The following is a 19,459-nucleotide window of genomic DNA, read 5'->3' on the forward strand; positions in this document are numbered from 1 at the left end:
CCTTCGCGCCGACGGTTGAGTTCTGGTCGCTGATGATCCCTAAGAACGCCAAGCAGAAGCCGCTCGCCTGGGAATTGATCCGCGCGCTCTCGTCGAAGGCCGGCACCACGGCGATGGCGCTCAACGGAAACGGGCCGACCCGGATCTCGACCTATGCCGACGAGAAGCTCAAGGCGGCGATGCCCTATGCCGCCGACGAGGCCGCGGCGCTGAAGGCCTCGCGCATCCATCTGCCAGCCTTCGACGAGCAGGCCCGCGCCCACGACATCTTCATCGAGGAGACGCAGGCCGCCGTGCTCGGCCGTAAGCCGCCGCAGCAGGCCATGGACGATGCAGTCGCCCGCGTGAAGCCGCTGCTCGGCTGATGGCGGGGCCGCTTTCGGGGCGCACCGCGCTCGTCACCGGCGCGGCGCGCGGCATCGGCCTGGCGATCGCGACGCGGCTTGCCGAGGCGGGCGCGCATGCGATCATCCATGACCGGGATGTCGTTGCAGCCGACGCGGCAACGACTGATCTGCGGGCAAAAGGTCTCGCGGCATCGACCTTGATCGCCGATCTCGCGGAGGCCGCCGCCCCATCCGCCATGGCGGCAGAGCTGAAGGCGAACGGAAACGAACCCGACATCTTAGTGCTCTGCGCCTCCGTCGAAACCCTAGAGACATGGGATGCGGTCTCGGAAGCCGCGATGGCTGCGCAAACCGAGATCAACCTTCATGCCACAGTGAGGCTGCTGCAGGCCTTCCTGCCTGGCATGCTGATGCGCGGCTTCGGCCGGATCATCGCGATCGGCAGCGTGCAGGAGGCACGCCCCAATCCGACGCATTTCTATTACGCGGCCACCAAGGCGGCGCAGACCAACATGATCCTCAATCTGGCGCGGACCCTGCGTGCGCCCGATGTCACTTGCAACGTCATCCGGCCCGGCGCGATCCTGACCGATCGCAACCGCGCAGTGCTTGGCCAGCCTGGACGGGAGGAGCAGGTGCTCGCACGCATTCCGCTCGGCAGGATCGGGCGTGCCGATGACTGTGCGGGTGTCGCCCTGCTGCTCTGCTCGCCCGAAGGCGCCTACATCAACGGTGCCGAGATTGCCGTCGATGGCGGCATGAGGCTCTGAAAAAATTCACTTTGGCCGTCGGCATGGCGAAAGGGCCACCGTGAATTTCTGACGCGGCACGTGATGAACCCTCCTCACTGCCTCTCGCCAATGTCTGCTTCCGGGCATTGTGCCAACGGCAGCTATTGGCCCATCGCCAACTCTTGGAAGCCCGCTTTCGGGCAGTTGAATAGCCGACAGGACTCCGCGATAGGCCGATAGGACCGCGGAAGGCGACCAAATGGGGTCCGGTCAGCGTGTCGCTGGCGCGGTGGAGGACGCACGCCCGGCCTATGCGGGCACCGCTTCGCCTGCCGCCTTCTCGCTGTCCATTTCTTTCATGTCCTCGAAACGGTCGGCGATGCGCGGATGGATGCGGCCGCCATCGGACGCGCCGATCGCGACCAGGATCTCGTCTGGCCCCGGCGCGTCTGCGATCTGGAAGGTCGCGGTGATGAAGTGCGAACGCTTGCCGGTCTCGCCCTTGTGGATCATCGGCAGCGAAATCAGCGCGCCCGGCGCGGTGCGGGTGTTGGTGAAGCTCAGGAAGGCAGTGCCCGAGACCGCCTCGCGGAAGACATTGCCGAAGCGCAATGTATGGATCAGGGCAGAGGCGTGCTCGATCTCGCCGTTAACCCCGACGATCGCCGCCTTGCCATAGGCCTCGACACGCTCTCCCGGCATCGCGGCCACGAGCCGACGCGTCATCTCAAGGCCGAGCGGGCGGGCGATCCGCAGGATTTCCGGCCGCAGATTCTCGACGAAGCCCTGGCCGGCCCAGGGATTCTTCACGACGGCGGCGACGACGACCATGGTGACCGGCCGGGGCGCGGTCTTGCCGCCTTCGAGCATGGTCTCTTCAGTGAAGGTCGCGATCTTGCGCAGCCCGATATCCATGCCTGCCTCCGGCGTTTGAAATGTCGTCGCTGGCCAAGCTAGTTGCCGGCGCGCATCTGTCTTCCTCCGGTTGCTAGGAAGAACCGGCAGGACGATGCTGCGAGCCTGTGCAGATGGCCAGTCAGGATCAGGCGCGATGCTCGACCCGGTTTCCCAGATCGCCTCGCTGCGCGATGTCGCCAGCCGGATCAATTCCGGTTCCGATCTCGACGGTCTGCTGCTCGACCTGGTCAAGGTGGCCTGCGAGCATGGCGGCTGGACCATGGGTTCGATCATGGCGGTCGATCTGACCCATGGCCACGCCAATGTGGTCGCGAGGCACGATCCCACCTTGCTCCGCCGGCGGCTCGAGGATCGCTGGGAGCTGGCGACGAGCCCGGCGCTGCTCGCCCTGCGAACGGGCGAGCCGGTCTATATCGAGGATGCCCGCACCTCCGAGGACTTCCCTGGCTATCGGCGTGAGGCGTTCGAGCGCGACTACCGCTCGGTGATCGTCCTGCCGCTCGGCAGCGCCGATGCCGAAGGGCGCCCGATGGTGCTCAGCCTGGTCTCGCGGGCCTTGAAGCCAGTGCCGTCCGAAGATCTCGCCTTCATGGCGATGATCGCGCATCTCGGGACCATCGCGGTCGAGCGCGAGCATCGCCTGCGGGCCGCACGGGGCGTTGCCGAGGATTTGCGCCACGCACTGGTCGCGCAAAGCGACCTGCTGCAGGAGGTGCTGGCCGGAGGCTCGATCGAGGCCTTGGCGGAACGGCTTGGCGAATTCCTGCAATGTGCCGTGCTGGTGATCGATTTCTCCGCCAACACGCTCGTCGCCAACGGCTCGCCCATGCCGGATCTGCTCGACGCTGCCGCCTGGCGCTGGCTACTCGCCGAAGGTGAAGCCGACCGGGTGATCGCGCAGCTCAGGCAGAGCGTGACGCGCGAGCGGGCGGGCCGAGCCGAGCTGACGGTCTCGCATGACGGGCGCGTGCTGCGACTGCCGGCGGCGGTCGAACCGCTCGCCGTCGAGGCGGAGCAGGTTGGCGCGCTCGTGCTGTTTGGCGAGGAGCAGGGTGGCGATCTCAGGCGGCTGACGATCGACAGCGCGAAATTCGCCCTGAGCGTGCAGATGATGCGCAGCGTGATCCGCTTCCGCTTCGAGACCCGGACGCTGACGGAGCTGTTCTTCGAGATCGTCGAGCGGCGCTGGCGCGATCCCGACGACATCCTGCGCCGGGCACGCCATCTCGGCGTCTCGCTCTCGCGGCCGCTGCGGATGATGGTGGTAGATCTGCCTGCCGCCGGCCAGAGCGAACGCGACCGCACCCAGCAGGCGCATCAGAGCGTCGCACGCCTCGCCGGCCAGCTTGGCCTGGGCTGCCATATCGTCGCTGTCGGCGCCGGGCTCGTCTGCCTCGAGCCCGAGCCGGAGGGGCCGAAGCGCGAAGCCTCAGAACGTTTTGCAAAACGCATCACCGAGGTCCTGCGCCATGACCTGCAGGGCGAGCCGATCGTGGTGATCGGCGGGCTGTGCCAGGAGCTCGACGACTATGCCGGCGAGTGGGAGCGGATCTGGCGCATGGTACGGATCGCGCGCGGCTTCAAGCGGACCGGCGTGCTCTCGGCGCTCGATTTCGGGCCGTTGCCGATGCTGATCGGCGCGGCCGATGCGGCCGAGGTGCGCCGTTTCGTCGACGGCAGCATCGGCCGCGTCGCCACCCATGACCGGGAGCACGGCACGCCCTATCTCGAGACGCTCGCCACCTATCTGCGCCATGGCTGCCGCAGCCAGGCCTGCGCCGACGCCATGGGCCTGCACGTCACCACGCTGCGCTATCGGCTGACGCGGATCCAGGAGTTGTTCGGCATCGATCCCGAGCCGCCCGATACGCGCTTTGCTCTGGAACTGGGGCTCAAGATGCACGGCCTGATCGAGGGAGCCGCGCCTGGGCTCGAATGAAAGCGCGGAAAGATTCCAGGTCACTTCCATCTTTTCATAGGAAGCGCGCTGGCGGCCACCTTCATAGCCTGACTCCGACGTGGCGCATGCCATCGGAGAGGACCAGCCATGCTGGCGACAGCACCCCAGGAGCCGGTTTCGATCGATCCCGTCGCCTTGCGCCGGGCCTTCGGCACCTTCCCGACCGGCGTCACCGTGATTACCACCCGCGATGCCGAGGGCCGGCCGCGCGGGATGACGGCGAATTCCTTCACCTCGGTTTCGCTCGACCCGCCGCTGCTCTTGGTCTGCGTCGGCAAGGGCGCCTCCAGTTACCCGGCTTTCGCGGAAGGGCAGGCTTTCGCCGTCAACCTGCTTCATGAAGGCCAGAAGCCGGTCTCTGCCCTGTTCGCCTCGAAAGCGTCAAACAAGTTCACCGACACCCTGCATGACAGCGTCCATACCGGCGCTCCGGTGCTGGCCGATTGCATGAGCTGGTTCGATTGCACGGTGCACAACCGTGTCGAGGCTGGCGACCATCTCATCCTGATCGGCCGGGTCAGGGCCTTCGGCACGAGCCCATCCGCCCCGCTGGCCTTCTGCCGCGGGCGCTATGCGGCGGTGAAGGACCCGCTGCCGCCCGGCTGGCTCGCCTCCAGCAGCATGATCGTCAACTACCTCGTCGAGAGCGACGGAAAGCTGCTGCTCTGCCGCAACGAGGATGGTGGCTGGGCGCTGCCCCATGCCGCGCGTCGGATCGTCGATGGCCGGCTGCCGGTTCCCGGCGGCGAGGGGCTGCCGCTGCTGCCGGAGACGACCTTCCTCTACTCGGTCTTCGACATCGCCGACGGCGATCCCGGTCATCTCGTCTATCGGGCGCGGCTGGCGGGCGACGCCGCCGGCCTGGCGCTGCCGGACGGGGTGCGCTTCTTCGGCTTCGACGAACTGCCATACGAGCAGATCCTCACCCGCGAAACCCGCACGATGCTGCGCCGCTATGTCAGCGAAAGCAGCCGGCGGCGCTTCGGCATCTACGTCGATTCCCATGATGGCGGGCGCTTCGCGATGGTCGAGGACACCCAGCCCTGGGACGGGGTCCCGCAACAATGGGAGCGCGGTGGCGCGGCATGAAGACGACGGTCCAGACACTTCAGGGCTCGCGCATCGGGCATTTCATCGACGGCGCCTTCGTCGCGCCGCAAGGCGGCGTCTATGCGCCGAGCTACGACCCGACCACGGCCGAGCCCTGGTACGAGTTCGCGCAGGGCGACGCCGGCGATGTCGATGCGGCGGTGCGCTCGGCGAAGGCGGCATTGCTGAACCCGGCCTGGCGCCGGCTGACGCAGACCGATCGCGGCAAGCTGGTGCGCCGGCTCGGCGAACTGGTGCTCGCCCATGCCGAGGAGCTGGCGGAGCTCGAATGCCGCGACAACGGCAAGCTGATCAAGGAAATGCGCGCCCAAATGCGGGCGATCCCGGATTCCTACGGCTACTTCGCCGGCATGGCCGACAAGCTCCAGGGCGACACGATCCCGGTCAACAAGCTCGATACGCTCAACTTCAACCTGCGCGAGCCGATCGGCGTGGTCGGCATGATCATCCCGTGGAACTCGCCGCTGATGATGCTGACCGGCACGCTGGCGCCGTGCCTGGCCATCGGCAACACGATCGTGGTCAAGCCCTCCGAGCACGCGACGGCGTCGGCGCTGGCATTGGCGGAACTCGTCATAGCGGCCGGCATCCCCGCCGGCGTCGTCAACGTCGTCACCGGCGACGGCGCGACCACGGGCGATGCGCTGACGCGCCATCCCGGCATCGCCAAATACGTCTTCACCGGCTCGACCGACACCGGCCGCAAGATCGCCGGCAATGCCGCGGGCAACCTCGTGCCCTGCCAGATGGAGCTCGGCGGCAAGTCGCCCCATGTCGTCTTCTCCGATGTCGACATCGAGCGCGCGGTCAACGGCGTCGTCTCCGGCATCTTCGCCGCGGCGGGCCAGACCTGCGTCGCCGGCTCGCGCTGCTTCGTCGAGGCACCGGTCTACGAACGCTTCGTCGAGGCGCTGGTCGAGCGCACCCGGCGGGTCAAGGTCGGTCATCCGATGGCCGAGGACACCGATATCGGGCCGCTGGCGCTGGCGGCACAGCTCGAGAAGGTCGAGCACTTCGTCGGCTCCGGCGTGCGTGAGGGCGCCAAGGTCGCGGTCGGCGGGCGCAAGCCGCAGGACGAGGCCCTGGCGCGCGGCTGGTACTACGAGCCGACGGTGCTGGCCGATGCGCGCAATGAGATGAGCTTCATGCGCCATGAGATCTTCGGGCCGGTGGTCGGGGTCGTGCCCTTCTCGAGCGAAGACGAGATGATCGCGCTCGCCAACGACACCGAATACGGCCTCGCTTCCGGCATCTGGACCCGCGACATCGACCGCGCCATGCGCTTCGCCCGCAATGTCGAGGCCGGCACGGTCTGGATCAACACCTACCGCTCGGCCGCCTTCATGTCCGCCAATGGCGGCACGAAGAAGAGCGGCTACGGCCGCCGCGGCGGCTTCGAGGTCATGCGCGAATTCTCGCGGCTGAAGAACGTCGTCATCGACTACTCGGGCGCCATGCAGGACCCGTTCGTCATCCGGCTGCGCTGACGCGCTGTCCCGCTGCTCCACGGAGGCATCCATGAAATTCGCTCTCTCGATCAATATGGAGCGCTTTTCGCCAGAGGCGTCGATGCAGGACGCCATGTCGCAGATGCTGGCGCTCGCCCGCGTGGCGGATGAGGGCGGCTTCGAGACGCTGTGGACGGCCGAGCATCACACGATCGAATGCACGATCTCGCCCAATCCCTTCCAGACGCTGACCTGGCTCGCCCAGCACACAGATCGCATCCGGCTCGGCACGGCGACGCTGGTGGCGCCCTATTGGTCGCCGATCCGGCTGGCCGGCGAGGCGGCGCTCTGCGATCACCTGACCGGCGGGCGCCTCGAATTCGGCATCGCGCGCGGCGCCTATCAGTACGAATTCGACCGCATGGCGGGCGGCATGCCTCAGCAGGAAGGCGTCGCCTATATGAAGGAACTCGTGCCGGCGGTGCAGAAGCTCTGGGCCGGCGACTATGCGCATGACGGTCAGTACTGGCAGTTCCCGCTCGCAACCTCCGTACCGAAGCCGCTGCAGAACCCCCATCCACGCATCTGGGTGGCGGCGCGCGATCCCGGCACTTTCGACTGGGCGGTCGGCATCGGCGCCAGCATCCTCTCGACGCCGCTCTCCGCCCCGGTCGCCGAGATCGGCGTGCTGGCGGAGAAATTCCGCAAGGCCTGCGCCGACCATCCCGAGCGTCCGCGGCCGAAATTCATGATGCAGCGCCGCTCCTGCGTCTACGAGCGTTCGCAGGATTGGGAGCAGATCGTCCGCTACAGCGTCGATTACGGCCGCTATTTCGAGAACCTGATGCAGAACATCGGCACGGTGACCAACGGCTTCCCGGAGGCGGTGCCGTTCGAGACCGTCGCCAATCGCGGCAATTACGACCCGCGCGCCATCCGCGACAACCTGGTCTTCGGCACGCCCGACGAGGTCATCCCGAAGCTCGAGGTCTATGAGGCCGCCGGCGTCGACCAGTTCTGCCTCGGCCTGTCGTATAATCTGCCCTTCGAGCTGCAGATGAAGACGCTCAGGCTGTTCATCGACGAGGTGATGCCGCATTTCGCGGCTCGCGGGCGCGACGCGGCGAAGCCTCGCTTCGCCGCCGCCGGAGCGTGACGGGCATGGCTGGTCTTGCCGCAGTGACCGAGCCGGATATCGCGGGGACCTTCATGCGCGATGGTGTCGCGCTGAACTACCGGCTGAGCGGGCAGGGGCCGCGGCCCCTGGTGCTGATCCACGGCGTCGGCTCCTACCAGGAGGCCTGGGACGGGGTGATCGCGCGGCTCTCCGATCGCTTCCGGATGCTGAGCTTCGATCTGCGCGGCCATGGCCATTCGGAGCGTGTCAGGGGGCGCTACGAGATCGACGATTTCACTGGGGACGTGCTCGGCCTCGCCGATCATGTCGGCTTCGCCAGCTTCGATCTTGCGGGCTTCTCGCTCGGCGGGCTGATCGCACAGCGCCTCGCCCTGACCCATCCCGAGCGGCTGCGGCGGCTCGTCCTTCTATCGACCGTATCCGGCCGGACGCCGGAGGAGCGCGAGCGTGTGCTCGCCAGGCTCGCGGCGCTCAAGGCCGGCGATCGCGGCTCGCATTACGATGCCTCGCTGTCGCGCTGGCTGACCGAGGAATTCCAGGAACGCAATCCCGAGCTGATCGCGGAACTGCGGCGGCGCAACGCCGAGAACGATCCGGATTGCTATGCCGCCGCCTATCGCGTCCTGGCCGAGACCGATTTCGGCGGGCTGATCGACCAGATCCGCCTTCCGACGCTGATCGCCACCGGCGAACACGACCTGGGCTCGAACCCGCGCATGTCACGCTTCATGCATGAGCGCATCGCCGGCTCGCGCCTGCATATCCTGCCGGGGCTGCGCCATTCCCTACTCAACGAGGCGCCCGACCGCGTCGCGGCGCTGATGGATGAGTTTCTCACGGAGGATACGGCGTGATCGTCGAGGAGCGCATTTACCGCATCCGCAACGGACGGATGAACCGCTATCTCCAACTCGTGCGCGAGGAGGGCCTTGCCATCCAGCAGCCCATTCTCGGGCAGCTCGTCGGCTACTTCACCACCGAGATCGGGGCGCTGAGCCAGGTCACTCACATGTGGGCCTATGCCGATCTCGAAGACCGTCGCGTGCGGCGCCAGCAGCTCGCCGACGATCCGCGCTGGCAGGCCTTCCTGCCCAGGCTGGTCGAGAACATCGAGCAGGCCGAGAACCGCATTCTGCTGCCGACGGATTTTTCGCCGCTGCGCTGAGCGCAGCATGCGCGGGTGACAGGCGCAATCGCCGCCCCGCACGATCACAGGAGGGGAGTGCAGTGAGCGAGAGGCTGCGTATCGAGAACCTGTACAAGGTTTTCGCCAAGGATCCCGGACCTGCCCTGCAGATCCTGCGCAAGGGTGGCACGAAGGACAGCGTCTTCGAGACGCTCGGCCATGTCGTCGGCCTGGACGACGTCTCGCTCGCGGTGCCATCCGGCGCGATGTACATGGTGATGGGGCTGTCGGGCTCCGGCAAATCCACCCTGGCGCGCTGCATCAACCGCCTGAACGAGCCCAGCGCCGGCCGCATCCTGCTCGATGGGCAGGATATTGTGCCGCTCGACGAGAAGGCATTGCGCGAGGTCAGGCGCACGCGCATCTCGATGGTGTTCCAGCATTTCGCCCTGCTGCCGAACAAGCGCGTGATCGACAATGTCGAGTTCGGGCTGAAGCTGCGCGGCGTCGCACCGGCCGAGCGCCGCCGCCGCGCCGAGGAGGTGCTGTCGGTCGTCGGGCTCGGGCGCTGGGGCTACCATCTGCCGCATGAGCTGTCGGGCGGCATGCGCCAGCGCGTCGGCCTGGCGCGGGCGCTCGCGACCGATGCCGACATCCTGATCATGGACGAAGCCTTCAGCGCGCTCGACCCCTTGATCCGCACCGAGATGCAGGACGAGCTGTTGCGCCTGCAGCGCACGCTCAACAAGACCATCCTGTTCATCACCCATGATTTCCAGGAGGCGCTGAAGCTCGGCACCCGCATCGCGATCATGTCGGAGGGGCGGCTGGTACGCGAGGGCACGCCGCAATCGATCGTGCTCGAGCCGGGCAGCGACTATGTCGCGGCCTTCACCCGCGAGGTCGATCGCGCGCGCCTGTTCGATGCGCGTTCGGTGATGAAGGCGCCGGCGGTGCTCTGGCGCGGGTCGGCCGGCATCGTCGTCGGCGGACCGGAAGGCGGCTTCCTGCTCGACCAAGAGGAGCAGGTCGTCGCCGGGCTTGACGGCGCCGAGATCGCCCGCCTGCAGGAAACCGGGACGCTGCCAGCCGAACAGGCCGCTCCGATCTGTGTCCCGGAGGCAACCAAGCTCATCGATGTCGCGCGCTGCTACCGCGCCGACCGGAGTGTCGGCGTGATCGACGAGGCCGGCCGCCTCGTCGGCCTGCTGGGCGCCGAGCAGATTCTCGCCCGTATCGCCAACCTGCCGGTTCAGGAGCGCGAACCATGATCAAGGCCGACGATCTCGCGATCTTTCCGGTCGACCAGTGGATCCAGGACGGGGTGCGCTGGCTCGCTCTCAACCTGCGTCCGCTCTTCCAGGCGATCAAATGGCCGGTCGAGAGCCTGCTCGGCTTCAACGACTGGGTGCTGCACGCCATCCCGTTCCCGGCGATGCTGCTGCTGATCGGCCTCATCGCCTGGCGTAGCGCCGGCGTGGGCGTCGCGATCTTCAGCGTCGTGTCACTGGTCGTGATCGCCATGCTCGGCGTCTGGGCCGAGGCGATGACGACGCTGTCGCTGATCGCGACGGCGATCGTCTTCTGCGCCGTGATCGGGATTCCGATCGGCATTCTCTGCGCGCGCAGCGACCGGGTCTGGAACGTCGTCCGCCCGATACTCGACATCATGCAGACGACGCCAACCTTCGTTTATCTCGTGCCGGTGGTGATGCTGTTCGGCGTCGGCACGGTGCCGGGCGAGGTCGCGGTCGTTACGGCGGCCGCGCCGCCCCTGATCCGCTTCACCAATCTCGGCATCCGCATGGTCGAGCACGAGATCGTCGAGGCCGGCCTCGCCTTCGGTGCCGACCGGCGGCAGCTGCTTTGGGAAATCCAGCTGCCGCTCGCGATCCCGACCATCCTCGGTGGCCTCAACCAGACGGTGCTGACCGCGATGGTGATGTCGGTCGTGGTCGCGATGATCGGCGCCGAGGGACTCGGCCTCGTCGTGCTCCAGGGGCTGGGGAGGCTCGATGTCGGGCGCGCCGCAGTCGGCGGCATCGCCATCGTCCTGCTTGCGATGATGCTGGACCGGATCACCCAGAAGCTCGCCGAGGCCAGGAGTGGCCAGCGCCCGTCGCTGTTCCAGCTCGCCATGCGCTTCCTGCGCGGCGGGCGGCGCGAGGAGATCGCCGCCCTGCCGCCGGGCGAGGCCACCCGGCAAGGCGCATAGACGCCGCAGCCAGCGGCGCAAGACATCCCGCCGGACAAAGCGGGTGGGGACGACAAAAAGCGATAATCAAAGAGGAGAACGCGATGATCAGCCTGTCAGCCAAGACCCTCGTCAAGACATTTGCCGCGGCCGCGCTCGCCGCCGCCACCCTGCAAGGCGCGGCCTTGGCCCAGGCCCTGCCGGGCAAGGGCAAGACCGTGCGCTACGCCCAGAGCGACAGCCTCGGTGCCAACTACGTCACTGCTCAGATCGTCAGCCGGGCGCTGAAGGAACTCGGCTACGACGTGAAGATCTCGACGCTGAACACCACCCTGTTCTTCCAGGCCGCGGCGCAGGGCGATCTCGATCTTGCGACCGACGTCAACATGCCCCAGCGCGAGCCGGCCTTCCGCGCCGTCGAGAAGCAGGCCGAGCTGATCGGCGGCGGCATGATCGTCGGCGGCGGCGTCAACGGCTACCTGATCGACAAGAAGACGGCGACGGCACACAACATCACCAGCCTCGCCCAGATGAAGGACCCCAAGCTCGCCGCGCTGTTCGGCAAGGACGGGCGCGCCGATCTGATCAATTGCGATCCCGGCTGGAGCTGCGGCGACGTCGTCGATTTCCAGCTCGACAAGTTCGGCCTGAAGGACACGGTGCGCTCGGTGCGCGGCAAGTACGAGACGCTAATGGTCGAGGCGGTGGCGCGGGTGAAGCGCGGCGAGCCGGCCTTCTTCTACGCCTGGAGCCCGTCCTGGGTGAACAATGCGCTGATCCCGGGCGAGGAGGTCGTCTGGCTGCCGACGCCCGAGGATGCGCTGCCGCCGAACGTGCCCAATCGCGGCTCGGCCCTCGTGCCCGGCGTCAAGGGCTGCGCCGGCGGCGCCGACCCCTGCCGCATGGCGATGGCGTCGTGGAACTGGGCGTCTGTCGCCAACAAGCAGTTCATCGCCGCCAACCCCGCCGTCAAGGTGCTGATCGAGCAGATGAAATTCCCGCTGCCGACCTGGTCGGGCTGGGAATTCAGCATCAACAAGAACGGCGCGAGCAGCGCCAACGTCAACCGCATGGCCGATGAGTGGATCAGCCAGAACAAGGCAACCTTCGACAGCTGGGTGAAGAGCGGCCGGGACGCTGTCTGAGGCCATTCGTGAAAGAAAGCCGGCCAGTGGCAGGCCGGCTTTCCCTAGAGCATGAGCGAGAGCCGGCCGCTTGGCCGGCTCTTTTCGTCAAAGCGCTGCCTCCACGGCGCGCCGCGTCGCGTCGACCACCAGATCGGCTTCCCGTTTCGTCAGGCACAGCGGCGGTGCGAAGCCGAGGATGTCGCCCTGCGGCATGGCGCGAGCGATGACGCCCTGTTCGAGCAATGCCGCGGCGATGCGCGGGCCGACCTTCTGCGAGGCGTCGAAGAACACGCGGTCATCCCTGTCGCGGACGAATTCGACCGCTGCCAGCAGGCCCTCGCCGCGGACCTCGCCGACATGGCGATGGCTGCCGACGGCCTCCCTCAGCGCCGCATTGAAATAGGCGCCGACCTCGCCGGCATTGCGCACGAGATCGAGCTCGTCGACGAGTTCGAGATTGGCGACGCCGGCGGCCGCGCAGAGCGGATGCGAGGAATAGGTCCAGCCATGGCCGATCGGGCCGTATTCGTCCGAGCCCTGCTCCAGCACGCGCCAGAGCTTTTCCGAGACGATGACGCCGGAGAGCGGCGCATAGGCCGAGGTCAGGCCCTTGGCGATGGTGATGAGGTCGGGCTCGATGCCGTAATGGTCAGATCCGAACATGCTGCCGAGGCGGCCGAAACCGGTGACGACCTCGTCGGCAATCAGCAGGATGTCGTGCTTCCTGAGCACTGCCTGGATCTTCGCCCAGTAGCCGGCCGGCGGCGGCACGATGCCGCCGGTGCCGAGCACCGGCTCGCCGATGAAGGCGGCGATCGTTTCCGGGCCCTCGGCCTGGATCAGCTCCTCGAGCTTGTCGGCGCAGTGCTGCGAGAACTGCTCCTCGCTGAGGCTGCGATCCTCGCGGCGGTAGTAATAGGGCGCCTCGGTATGCAGGACCGGCGCCTTGGGCAGGTCGAACAGATTGTGGAAGGCGGCGAGGCCTGTGAGGCTGCCGGTCATCACGCCCGAGCCGTGATAGCCGCGCCAGCGCGAGATGACCTTCTTCTTCTCCGGCCGCTTCAGGACGTTGTTGTAGTACCAGACCAGCTTGAGATTGGTCTCGTTGGCGTCGGAGCCGGAGAGCCCGAAGAAGACCCGGCTCATGCCCTTCGGCGCCCGCTCCACCACCATCTTGGCGAGCCTGATCGACGGCTCCGAGCCATGGCCGACATAGGCGTGGTAATAGGGCAGCCTGGCCGCCTGCTCGGCGATCGCGTCGGTGATCGCTTTGCGGCCATAGCCGACATTGACGCAATAGAGCCCGGCGAAGGCGTCGAGGCTGCGCTTACCGTCGCGATCGACGATGTAGACACCCTCGCCACCGGCGATGATGCGATTGGACGTCTCGCCGCGGGCATGCTGGCCCATATGCGTCGAAGGGTGGAAGAAGTGGTCGCGGTCCCAGGCGTCCAGTTCGTTGTCGGTGCGGGCGGGGTGGTCGAGCATCGCAATCATCCTGATGAAGGGGGAGGGAGCCTCAGTTCAGGTCGAGGCAGACATATTTGAGGTCGGTGAAGGCTTCGAGGCCGTGGCGCGAGCCCTCGCGGCCGACGCCGGATTGCTTCATGCCGCCGAAGGGGATCGGCGCGCCGGTGATCTTGACGCGATTGACCGCGACCATGCCGTAGTCGAGCGCCTTGGCGAGGCGCGCGGCTCGGGGGCCGTCGCGGGTCACGACATAGGCGACGAGGCCGTATTCGCTGTCGTTGGCACGGGCGACGACCTCGTCCTCGCTGTCGAAGGGGGCGATGGCGGCGACCGGGGCGAAGGTCTCCTCGCGCATGATCAGCGCCTGGTCCGGCACATCGGCGAGCACGGTCGGCGCCAGGAAAAGCGGCCCGGGCATGGCGCGCTCCGGCGTCAGCCGTCTTGCGCCGTGCGCCAGCGCATCGGCGATCTGGGCCTCGGCCTTGCGTTTGGCAGCGGCATGCATCAGCGGGCCGATCTCGACGCCGTCCTCAAGCCCGGCGCCGACGCGCAGCGCCGCTGTCCTCTCGGCGAAGGCGGTGCAGAAGCGCTCGTAGAGGCCGCGCTGGACATAGATGCGGTTGGCGGCGAGGCAGTCCTGGCCGGAGGTCGCGAATTTGGCGTCGATCGCGATCGCCACGGCGCGGTCGAGATCGGCATCGTCGAAGAGGATCAGCGGGGCATGGCCGCCGAGTTCCATCACCATGCGCTTGACGGTCGCGGCCGCATTACGGGCGACGAGGCGGCCGATCTCGGTCGAGCCGGTGAAGCTGACGGCGCGCACCCTCGTATCGGCGCAATAGGTCTCGGCGATCGGCGCGGCGTCGCCGGTGACCACGTTGAAGACGCCAGCCGGCAGGCCGGCGCGGTCGGCGAGCTCGGCCAGCGCCAGCGCCGAGAGCGGCGTATGCGAGGACGGGTGGGCGACGACGGTGCAGCCGGCAGCGAGCGCGGCGGCAGCCTTGCGCGTCAGCATGGCGGAGGGGAAGTTCCAGGGTGTCAGCAGGGCGGCGACGCCGACCGGCTCGCGCGACAGCGACATCTGCGCACCCGGGAGGTGGCTGGTAACGCCTTCGGCGTTCACCCGCATCGCCTCTTCGGCGTAGTAGGCGATGAAGTCGGCGGCATAGGCGATCTCGCCGCGCGATTCCGCCAGCGGCTTGCCCTGTTCGAGCGTCATCAGCAAAGCGAGGTCCTCGGCCGCTGCCAGCATCGCGGCATGCCAGCGCCGCAGCAGCGCGGCGCGCTCCTGCGGCAGCAGCCCTTTCCAGGCCGGGAAGGCGGCATGAGCCGCGTCGATCGCCTGCGTCGCTTCGCTGGCACCCAGCGCTGCGACCTGCGCGACGAGGGCGCCGGTCGCGGGATCGGTCACCGGGAAGGTCTCGCCGTCTGGCGCGGCGGTCCAGCGCCCACCGATATAGGACAGCTGCCTTAGCAGACGGCGATCGGTCAGGCGCGACAGGCCAGGATGCTCGGCCGGCTTGGCGATCGTCGCTTCCCGTCTTGCCGCGCTCGTCATCGTGCTCATGACCATCCTCCCTCGGTTGAACGAGGCTAGGCGGAAGGCTGGCGAGACTGTCTTCGAAGTGCCGGCTCTGTGCCGAGGCAGTCTCGGAAATTCGGGGTGGCGCCGATAGAATTTCGGTGCGCACTCAGCCCAGCACGGAGGCCAGGAATTCGCGGGTGCGCGGCTGCTCCGGTGCGCTGAAGATGCGCTCCGGCTCGCCCTGTTCGCAGATGCGGCCCTTGTCGAAGAAGCAGACCCGGTCGGAGACCTCGCGGGCGAAACGCATCTCGTGGGTGACGAGCAGCATGGTGAGATCATGCTCGCTGGCGAGGCCGCGAATGACCGAGAGCACTTCGCCGACGAGCTGCGGATCGAGCGCCGAGGTCGGCTCGTCGAAGAGCAGCACGCGGGGACGCATGGCAAGCGCGCGGGCGATGGCGACGCGCTGCTGCTGGCCGCCGGAGAGCTGGGCGGGAAAATGGTCCTTCTTGTCAGCGAGCCCGACCATGGCGAGCAGGTCGACGGCCCGGCATTCGGCCTCGCCGCGGGGCAGGCCGAGCACCCGCACCGGCGCCTCGACGACATTGCGCAGAACGGTCATGTGCGGGAACAGGTTGAAGCTCTGGAAGACCATGCCGACATGGCTACGGATCTGGCGCAGATGCCCGTCCGAGGCCTTGAACGGGCCGCCGGCATTCGGCTCGTGATAGGGAATGCCGGCGAGAGTCAGGCGGCCTTCCTGGAAGGGCTCCAGCGTCATCAGGATGCGCAGCACCGTCGACTTGCCCGAGCCAGACGGGCCGATCAGCGTGACCTTCTCGCCGCGCGCGACGCTGAAGTTGAAATCGTCGAGCACGGTCAGCGCGCCGAAGCGCTTGGTCACGCCGGCGAACTCGATGATGGGGGCCTGAGTGGTCTCGGTCATCGCAGCGGGATCCCTGCTTTCGGCAGCGCCTTCTGCAGCCGGTGCAGGCCGGCCGAGCAGATCAGCGTGAGGAGAAGGAAGATCAGGCCGACCAGCGTCAGCGGCACGAGATATTCGAAGGTACGCTCGCCGATCATGTTGGCGAGGCCCATCATCTCGAGGACGGTGACGACGGAGAGCACCGGCGTCTCCTTGATCATGGCGACGAGATAATTGCCCATCGCCGGCAGGATGCGCGGCACGATCTGCGGCACGACGATGTCGCGATAGGTCTGCAGGCGTGAGAGGTTCAGTGCGGTCGCCGCCTCCCATTGCCCGCGCGGCACGGCCTCGATGCCGCCGCGATAGACTTCGGAGGTGTAGGCCGAATATTGCAGCCCGAGCGCAAGCGCCCCGGTGAGGAAGGCCGGCAGCGTAATGCCGTAGTCGGGCAGCACATAATAGAGGAAGAAGAGCTGCACCAGCAGCGGCGTGTCGCGCAGGAACTCGACGACGATGGCCGTCGTCCAGGAAACGGCCGTGATGCGGCTGCGCCGCAGCAGCGCGAAGACCAGGCCGAGCACCAGCGCGATCGCAAAGCCCGCGGCAGCCGCCTGCAAGGTCACGGAGAGGCCGATCAGAATGATCGGCAGGATCGAGGATGCGTAGGTCAGCGGCGTCGTCGTATCCCATTCGAAGCCGTACATCATGCGCGGCTCCTCACGAATGCGCCGCGCGCGGGAAGGCTGCGCCGCGCCGGACCAGCCGCTCGATCAGTCGCATGACCAGCATCAGCACCAGCGACATCGCGAAATAACCGAGCAGCGTCAGGCTGTAGACGCCGGCGCTGTCGAGGGTGAGGTTGCGGATCGACTGGGCCCGAAAGGTCAGGTCGGCGATCGAGATCAGCGAGACCAGCGAGGACAGTTTCAGGGTCTCGATGGCGAGATTGCCAAAGGCCGGCATCATCTCGACCAGCGCCTGCGGCAGGGTGATGTGGATCAGCGTCTGGGCCCGGCCGAAGTTCAGCGCGCGCGCCGCCTCGTGCTGCTGGACCGAGACCGATTGCAGGGCGCCGCGGACGATCTCGGAGCCATAGGCGCCGACATGCAGCGAGAGCACGAGAATGCCGGTGGCGACCGGCTCGAAGCTGATCCCGACGAGCGGCAGCGCGTAGTAGAACCAGAACAGCTGGACGAGCAGCGATGTCCCGCGGAACAGCTCGGTGTAGCAGAGCGCGACCAGCGACAGCACGCGCCCGCCCTCGACGCGGGCGATGCCGGCGGCGAAGGCCGCGACCGCACCGATCGCGATCGCCGCCAAGGTGATCCCGGCGGTGATCAGGGCGCCGCGCGACAAGGCGGGCAGATAGGACAGCCACTCCATCCGGCAGGCTCCGCGACGAGGTTGAACAGGCGTGGAGCTCCGCCCGCCACCAAAGCGGGCAGAGCGGTGTCGGTCAGAGACTATTTGCCGGCGCAGAGATCCTCGACCTTGCGCTCGGCCGCCGCCTTGATGCTGGCGTCCGAGAGGCCATAGGTGCCAAGGATCTTCTTGTAGTCGTCGGTCTTGCGGAACTCGACGAGCGCGGCATTGAAGGCGTCGCGCAGCTCCTTGTCCTCCGGCCGGAAGGCAAAGCCTCCGAAATTGCGGACCGGCTTGCCGTTGACCACCGGGTCGGTGAACGGCGCGACCTGCTCGACATTGGCCTGGCCCTTGGCCAGCGAGGCGACGGTGAGCTCGGTCGCGGCATAGGCGTCGGCGCGGCTCTGCACGGTGGCGAGCGCGTCGGCATTGGCGGTGATGAAGATCACCTGGCTGTCCTTCACGCCGACGGCGCGCAGGAAGTCGATATTGTTGGCGCCGGAGACGACCGCGACCTTGAGCGACGGGTCCTTGGCGATATCGGCATAGGTCGTCAGCTTCTTCGGATTGCCCTTCTTCACCAGTAGCCCCTCGCCATAGGAGGAGTTCGGTTCGGTGAAGGAGACCTGCTTGCAGCGCTCGGGCGAGATGTTCTGCTCGGCGGCGACGAAGTCGAAGCGCTTGGCCTTGAGGCCGGGGATCAGCGTGCCGAAGGGCGTCACCGACCAGTTGGCCTCGGCGATGCCGAGCTTCTTCAGCACGGCGTTGGCGACGTCGGGGCCGATGCCGGCGGAAGTCCCATCATCCTTCATATAGGAATAGGGCACCTCATTGGCGGTGGCGATGCGGATATAGCCCTGGTCCTTGACGTCCTTGAGGCTGGTGGCGCCGGCAGCGGCGAGGCCGGCGGCGAGAGCAATGGCGGAGAAACCCGCGATCTTCAGGAACAGCATCTACAATTCTCCTCTGGTTGATGTTTCTCCGCTTGCCGATTGCTTCGGCTTCTCTGGCGTCTTCGCGCCGGCGGTTGGCTTGGACCGGTCCCCCGGCCGAACGGGTTCAGGGCGCCTCCGTCAGCACGGCAAGCACCGAGAGGCAGTCGCCGGCCTTGATCAGCCCGGGGACGTGGCGGGCGGCGAGCACGCCATCCATCGCGGCCTGGTATTCGGCCGGGGCGAGCCCGGTCTTTCCGACGGGATAGACCCGGGCGATGACCTCGCCGGCGCGCACGGGCTCGCCGAGGTCGTGCTCGAAGACGATCAGTCCGTCGTCCTGCGCGAAGCTGAAGCAATCGGCCGAGGGCATGTCGAGCCAGCTTGTCGGCGTCGTCTCGGGCGTTCCGGCAAGGATGCCGGCATGCCTGAGCAGGTTGCTGGCGCCGCGCCGGGCGATACCGATACTGCGCGCGCTCGCCGTTCCCGCGCCGCCAAGCTCGGTCGTGACGAAGACCTTGCCCATCGCCTCGACGGTGGTGTCGAGCATGCCGACGGCGTCGATCTCCAGCATCTTCATCGAGTAGGGCGCGGAGAAGGCGGCGACCGCCGCAAAGCAGCGCGCCTCCTGCGCCTTGTCCGGCAGTTCGTGCGCCGCGGCGTAGGGCAGGAAGTCGAGCGTCTTTCCGCCTGAATGGAAGTCGAGGACGATGTCGGCCAGCGGGACGAGATGGCGCGTGACGTAGTCGGCGATCTTTTCGGTTACACTGCCATCCGGACGGCCCGGAAAGCTGCGATTCATGTTGCCCTTGTCGATCGGCGAGGTCCGCGTCCCAGCCCGGAAGGCCGGATAGTTCAGCGCCGGCAGGATGATCACCCGGCCGGTGACGTGGGCCGGGTCGAGGGTCCGGGCCAGCTCGAACAGCGCCGCCGGCCCTTCATATTCATCGCCATGGTTCGCGCCGATCAGTAGCGCGGTCGGCCCGTCGCCATTGGCGATCATGCAGACCGGGATCATGACCGAGCCCCAGGCGCTGTCGTCGCGGCTGTAGGGCAGGCGCAGGTGCCCATGCTGGACACCCTGCGCCGAGAGGTCGATTGTCGGCGTCACCGGCGAAGGGCGGGGCGAAGCGGTCAGCATCG

Annotated in this window: 18 protein-coding genes and 1 pseudogene; 11 read left to right on the forward strand and 8 right to left on the reverse strand. The window is 67.3% G+C overall.

Going from position 1 to position 19,459, the window contains the following annotated elements; all coding sequences use genetic code 11:
- Positions 1–365, forward strand: a pseudogene (locus tag CXY91_RS15220) (ABC transporter substrate-binding protein); the annotation flags it as partial.
- Positions 365–1,117, forward strand: coding sequence for an SDR family NAD(P)-dependent oxidoreductase (locus tag CXY91_RS15225; RefSeq protein ID WP_100962184.1), 753 nt, complete (start codon positions 365–367; stop codon positions 1,115–1,117). The pseudogene CXY91_RS15220 and the gene CXY91_RS15225, both read left to right, overlap by 1 nt.
- A gap of 270 nt (positions 1,118–1,387) precedes the next feature.
- On the opposite strand, the gene CXY91_RS15230 is transcribed toward CXY91_RS15225, so the two are convergent.
- Positions 1,388–1,993 carry an amino acid synthesis family protein gene (locus CXY91_RS15230; RefSeq protein WP_100962185.1) on the reverse strand — a complete coding sequence of 202 codons (606 nt, stop codon included), beginning with the start codon at positions 1,991–1,993 and terminating at the stop codon, positions 1,388–1,390.
- A gap of 136 nt (positions 1,994–2,129) precedes the next feature.
- Here CXY91_RS15230 and CXY91_RS15235 point away from each other — a divergent pair, with 136 nt between their 5' ends.
- From CXY91_RS15235 to proX, 9 genes are all read left to right on the forward strand, one after another.
- Positions 2,130–3,935 (forward strand): helix-turn-helix domain-containing protein, encoded by a 1,806-nt coding sequence (locus tag CXY91_RS15235; protein WP_100962186.1) that lies wholly within the window; start codon positions 2,130–2,132, stop codon positions 3,933–3,935.
- A 108-nt stretch (positions 3,936–4,043) separates the two neighbouring features.
- Positions 4,044–5,045 (forward strand): flavin reductase, encoded by a 1,002-nt coding sequence (locus tag CXY91_RS15240; protein ID WP_100962187.1) that lies wholly within the window; start codon positions 4,044–4,046, stop codon positions 5,043–5,045.
- A complete protein-coding gene (locus tag CXY91_RS15245) occupies positions 5,042–6,553 on the forward strand; it encodes an aldehyde dehydrogenase (RefSeq protein ID WP_100962355.1) in 1,512 nt (503 codons plus the stop codon). Before CXY91_RS15240 ends, CXY91_RS15245 begins: the two co-directional genes overlap by 4 nt.
- 31 nt (positions 6,554–6,584) lie before the next feature.
- On the forward strand, positions 6,585–7,670 hold the full coding sequence (locus CXY91_RS15250; protein ID WP_100962188.1) for an LLM class flavin-dependent oxidoreductase: 1,086 nt from the start codon (positions 6,585–6,587) through the stop codon (positions 7,668–7,670).
- 5 nt (positions 7,671–7,675) lie between these two features.
- A complete protein-coding gene (locus tag CXY91_RS15255; RefSeq protein WP_100962189.1) occupies positions 7,676–8,506 on the forward strand; it encodes an alpha/beta fold hydrolase in 831 nt (276 codons plus the stop codon).
- Positions 8,503–8,817: an NIPSNAP family protein gene (locus CXY91_RS15260; protein ID WP_100962190.1), complete on the forward strand. Its 315-nt coding sequence runs from the start codon at positions 8,503–8,505 to the stop codon at positions 8,815–8,817. The genes CXY91_RS15255 and CXY91_RS15260 overlap by 4 nt, the downstream gene beginning before the upstream one ends.
- Positions 8,818–8,879: 62 nt before the next feature.
- Positions 8,880–10,049, forward strand: a complete 1,170-nt coding sequence (locus CXY91_RS15265) for a quaternary amine ABC transporter ATP-binding protein (RefSeq protein WP_100962191.1) — start codon at positions 8,880–8,882, stop codon at positions 10,047–10,049.
- Positions 10,046–10,993 (forward strand): ABC transporter permease, encoded by a 948-nt coding sequence (locus CXY91_RS15270; RefSeq protein ID WP_100962192.1) that lies wholly within the window; start codon positions 10,046–10,048, stop codon positions 10,991–10,993. The genes CXY91_RS15265 and CXY91_RS15270 overlap by 4 nt, the downstream gene beginning before the upstream one ends.
- Before the next feature lie 83 nt (positions 10,994–11,076).
- Entirely contained in the window at positions 11,077–12,117 is a 1,041-nt protein-coding gene (gene proX / locus CXY91_RS15275; protein WP_091837010.1) for a glycine betaine/L-proline ABC transporter substrate-binding protein ProX, read from the forward strand.
- 87 nt (positions 12,118–12,204) lie between these two features.
- Here proX and CXY91_RS15280 read toward each other — a convergent pair whose 3' ends face one another.
- From CXY91_RS15280 to doeB, 7 genes are all read right to left on the reverse strand, one after another.
- Positions 12,205–13,587 (reverse strand): aspartate aminotransferase family protein, encoded by a 1,383-nt coding sequence (locus tag CXY91_RS15280; RefSeq protein ID WP_100962193.1) that lies wholly within the window; start codon positions 13,585–13,587, stop codon positions 12,205–12,207.
- 31 nt (positions 13,588–13,618) lie between these two features.
- Entirely contained in the window at positions 13,619–15,127 is a 1,509-nt protein-coding gene (locus tag CXY91_RS15285; RefSeq protein ID WP_199777471.1) for an NAD-dependent succinate-semialdehyde dehydrogenase, read from the reverse strand.
- A 133-nt stretch (positions 15,128–15,260) separates the two neighbouring features.
- A complete protein-coding gene (ehuA, locus tag CXY91_RS15290; protein ID WP_091837004.1) occupies positions 15,261–16,040 on the reverse strand; it encodes an ectoine/hydroxyectoine ABC transporter ATP-binding protein EhuA in 780 nt (259 codons plus the stop codon).
- A complete protein-coding gene (gene ehuD / locus CXY91_RS15295; RefSeq protein ID WP_091837002.1) occupies positions 16,037–16,729 on the reverse strand; it encodes an ectoine/hydroxyectoine ABC transporter permease subunit EhuD in 693 nt (230 codons plus the stop codon). The genes ehuA and ehuD overlap by 4 nt, the downstream gene beginning before the upstream one ends.
- A 10-nt stretch (positions 16,730–16,739) precedes the next feature.
- Positions 16,740–17,405: an ectoine/hydroxyectoine ABC transporter permease subunit EhuC gene (gene ehuC, locus CXY91_RS15300; protein ID WP_100962194.1), complete on the reverse strand. Its 666-nt coding sequence runs from the start codon at positions 17,403–17,405 to the stop codon at positions 16,740–16,742.
- Positions 17,406–17,485: 80 nt separating this feature from the next.
- Positions 17,486–18,337, reverse strand: coding sequence for an ectoine/hydroxyectoine ABC transporter substrate-binding protein EhuB (gene ehuB, locus CXY91_RS15305; protein ID WP_091836997.1), 852 nt, complete (start codon positions 18,335–18,337; stop codon positions 17,486–17,488).
- 106 nt (positions 18,338–18,443) lie between these two features.
- On the reverse strand, positions 18,444–19,457 hold the full coding sequence (gene doeB / locus CXY91_RS15310) for a N(2)-acetyl-L-2,4-diaminobutanoate deacetylase DoeB (protein ID WP_091836994.1): 1,014 nt from the start codon (positions 19,455–19,457) through the stop codon (positions 18,444–18,446).
- Between the last annotated feature and the right edge of the window lie 2 nt (positions 19,458–19,459).

This window comes from Allobosea sp. FBZP-16 (genome assembly GCF_002831785.1).
Taxonomy (GTDB): Bacteria; Pseudomonadota; Alphaproteobacteria; order Rhizobiales; family Beijerinckiaceae; genus Allobosea; species Allobosea lupini.

Coding starts and splice junctions, on each gene's coding strand:
- CXY91_RS15245 (WP_100962355.1), top strand. CDS start 5,042: ATGAAGACGACGGTCCAGACACTTCAGGGCTCGCGCATCGGGCATTTC.
- ehuC (WP_100962194.1), bottom strand. CDS start 17,405: ATGGAGTGGCTGTCCTATCTGCCCGCCTTGTCGCGCGGCGCCCTGATC.
- CXY91_RS15235 (WP_100962186.1), top strand. CDS start 2,130: ATGCTCGACCCGGTTTCCCAGATCGCCTCGCTGCGCGATGTCGCCAGC.
- doeB (WP_091836994.1), bottom strand. CDS start 19,457: ATGCTGACCGCTTCGCCCCGCCCTTCGCCGGTGACGCCGACAATCGAC.
- CXY91_RS15225 (WP_100962184.1), top strand. CDS start 365: ATGGCGGGGCCGCTTTCGGGGCGCACCGCGCTCGTCACCGGCGCGGCG.
- ehuD (WP_091837002.1), bottom strand. CDS start 16,729: ATGATGTACGGCTTCGAATGGGATACGACGACGCCGCTGACCTACGCA.
- CXY91_RS15230 (WP_100962185.1), bottom strand. CDS start 1,993: ATGGATATCGGGCTGCGCAAGATCGCGACCTTCACTGAAGAGACCATG.
- ehuA (WP_091837004.1), bottom strand. CDS start 16,040: ATGACCGAGACCACTCAGGCCCCCATCATCGAGTTCGCCGGCGTGACC.
- CXY91_RS15240 (WP_100962187.1), top strand. CDS start 4,044: ATGCTGGCGACAGCACCCCAGGAGCCGGTTTCGATCGATCCCGTCGCC.
- CXY91_RS15285 (WP_199777471.1), bottom strand. CDS start 15,127: ATGACGAGCGCGGCAAGACGGGAAGCGACGATCGCCAAGCCGGCCGAG.
- CXY91_RS15280 (WP_100962193.1), bottom strand. CDS start 13,587: ATGCTCGACCACCCCGCCCGCACCGACAACGAACTGGACGCCTGGGAC.
- ehuB (WP_091836997.1), bottom strand. CDS start 18,337: ATGCTGTTCCTGAAGATCGCGGGTTTCTCCGCCATTGCTCTCGCCGCC.
- CXY91_RS15250 (WP_100962188.1), top strand. CDS start 6,585: ATGAAATTCGCTCTCTCGATCAATATGGAGCGCTTTTCGCCAGAGGCG.
- CXY91_RS15270 (WP_100962192.1), top strand. CDS start 10,046: ATGATCAAGGCCGACGATCTCGCGATCTTTCCGGTCGACCAGTGGATC.
- proX (WP_091837010.1), top strand. CDS start 11,077: ATGATCAGCCTGTCAGCCAAGACCCTCGTCAAGACATTTGCCGCGGCC.
- CXY91_RS15255 (WP_100962189.1), top strand. CDS start 7,676: ATGGCTGGTCTTGCCGCAGTGACCGAGCCGGATATCGCGGGGACCTTC.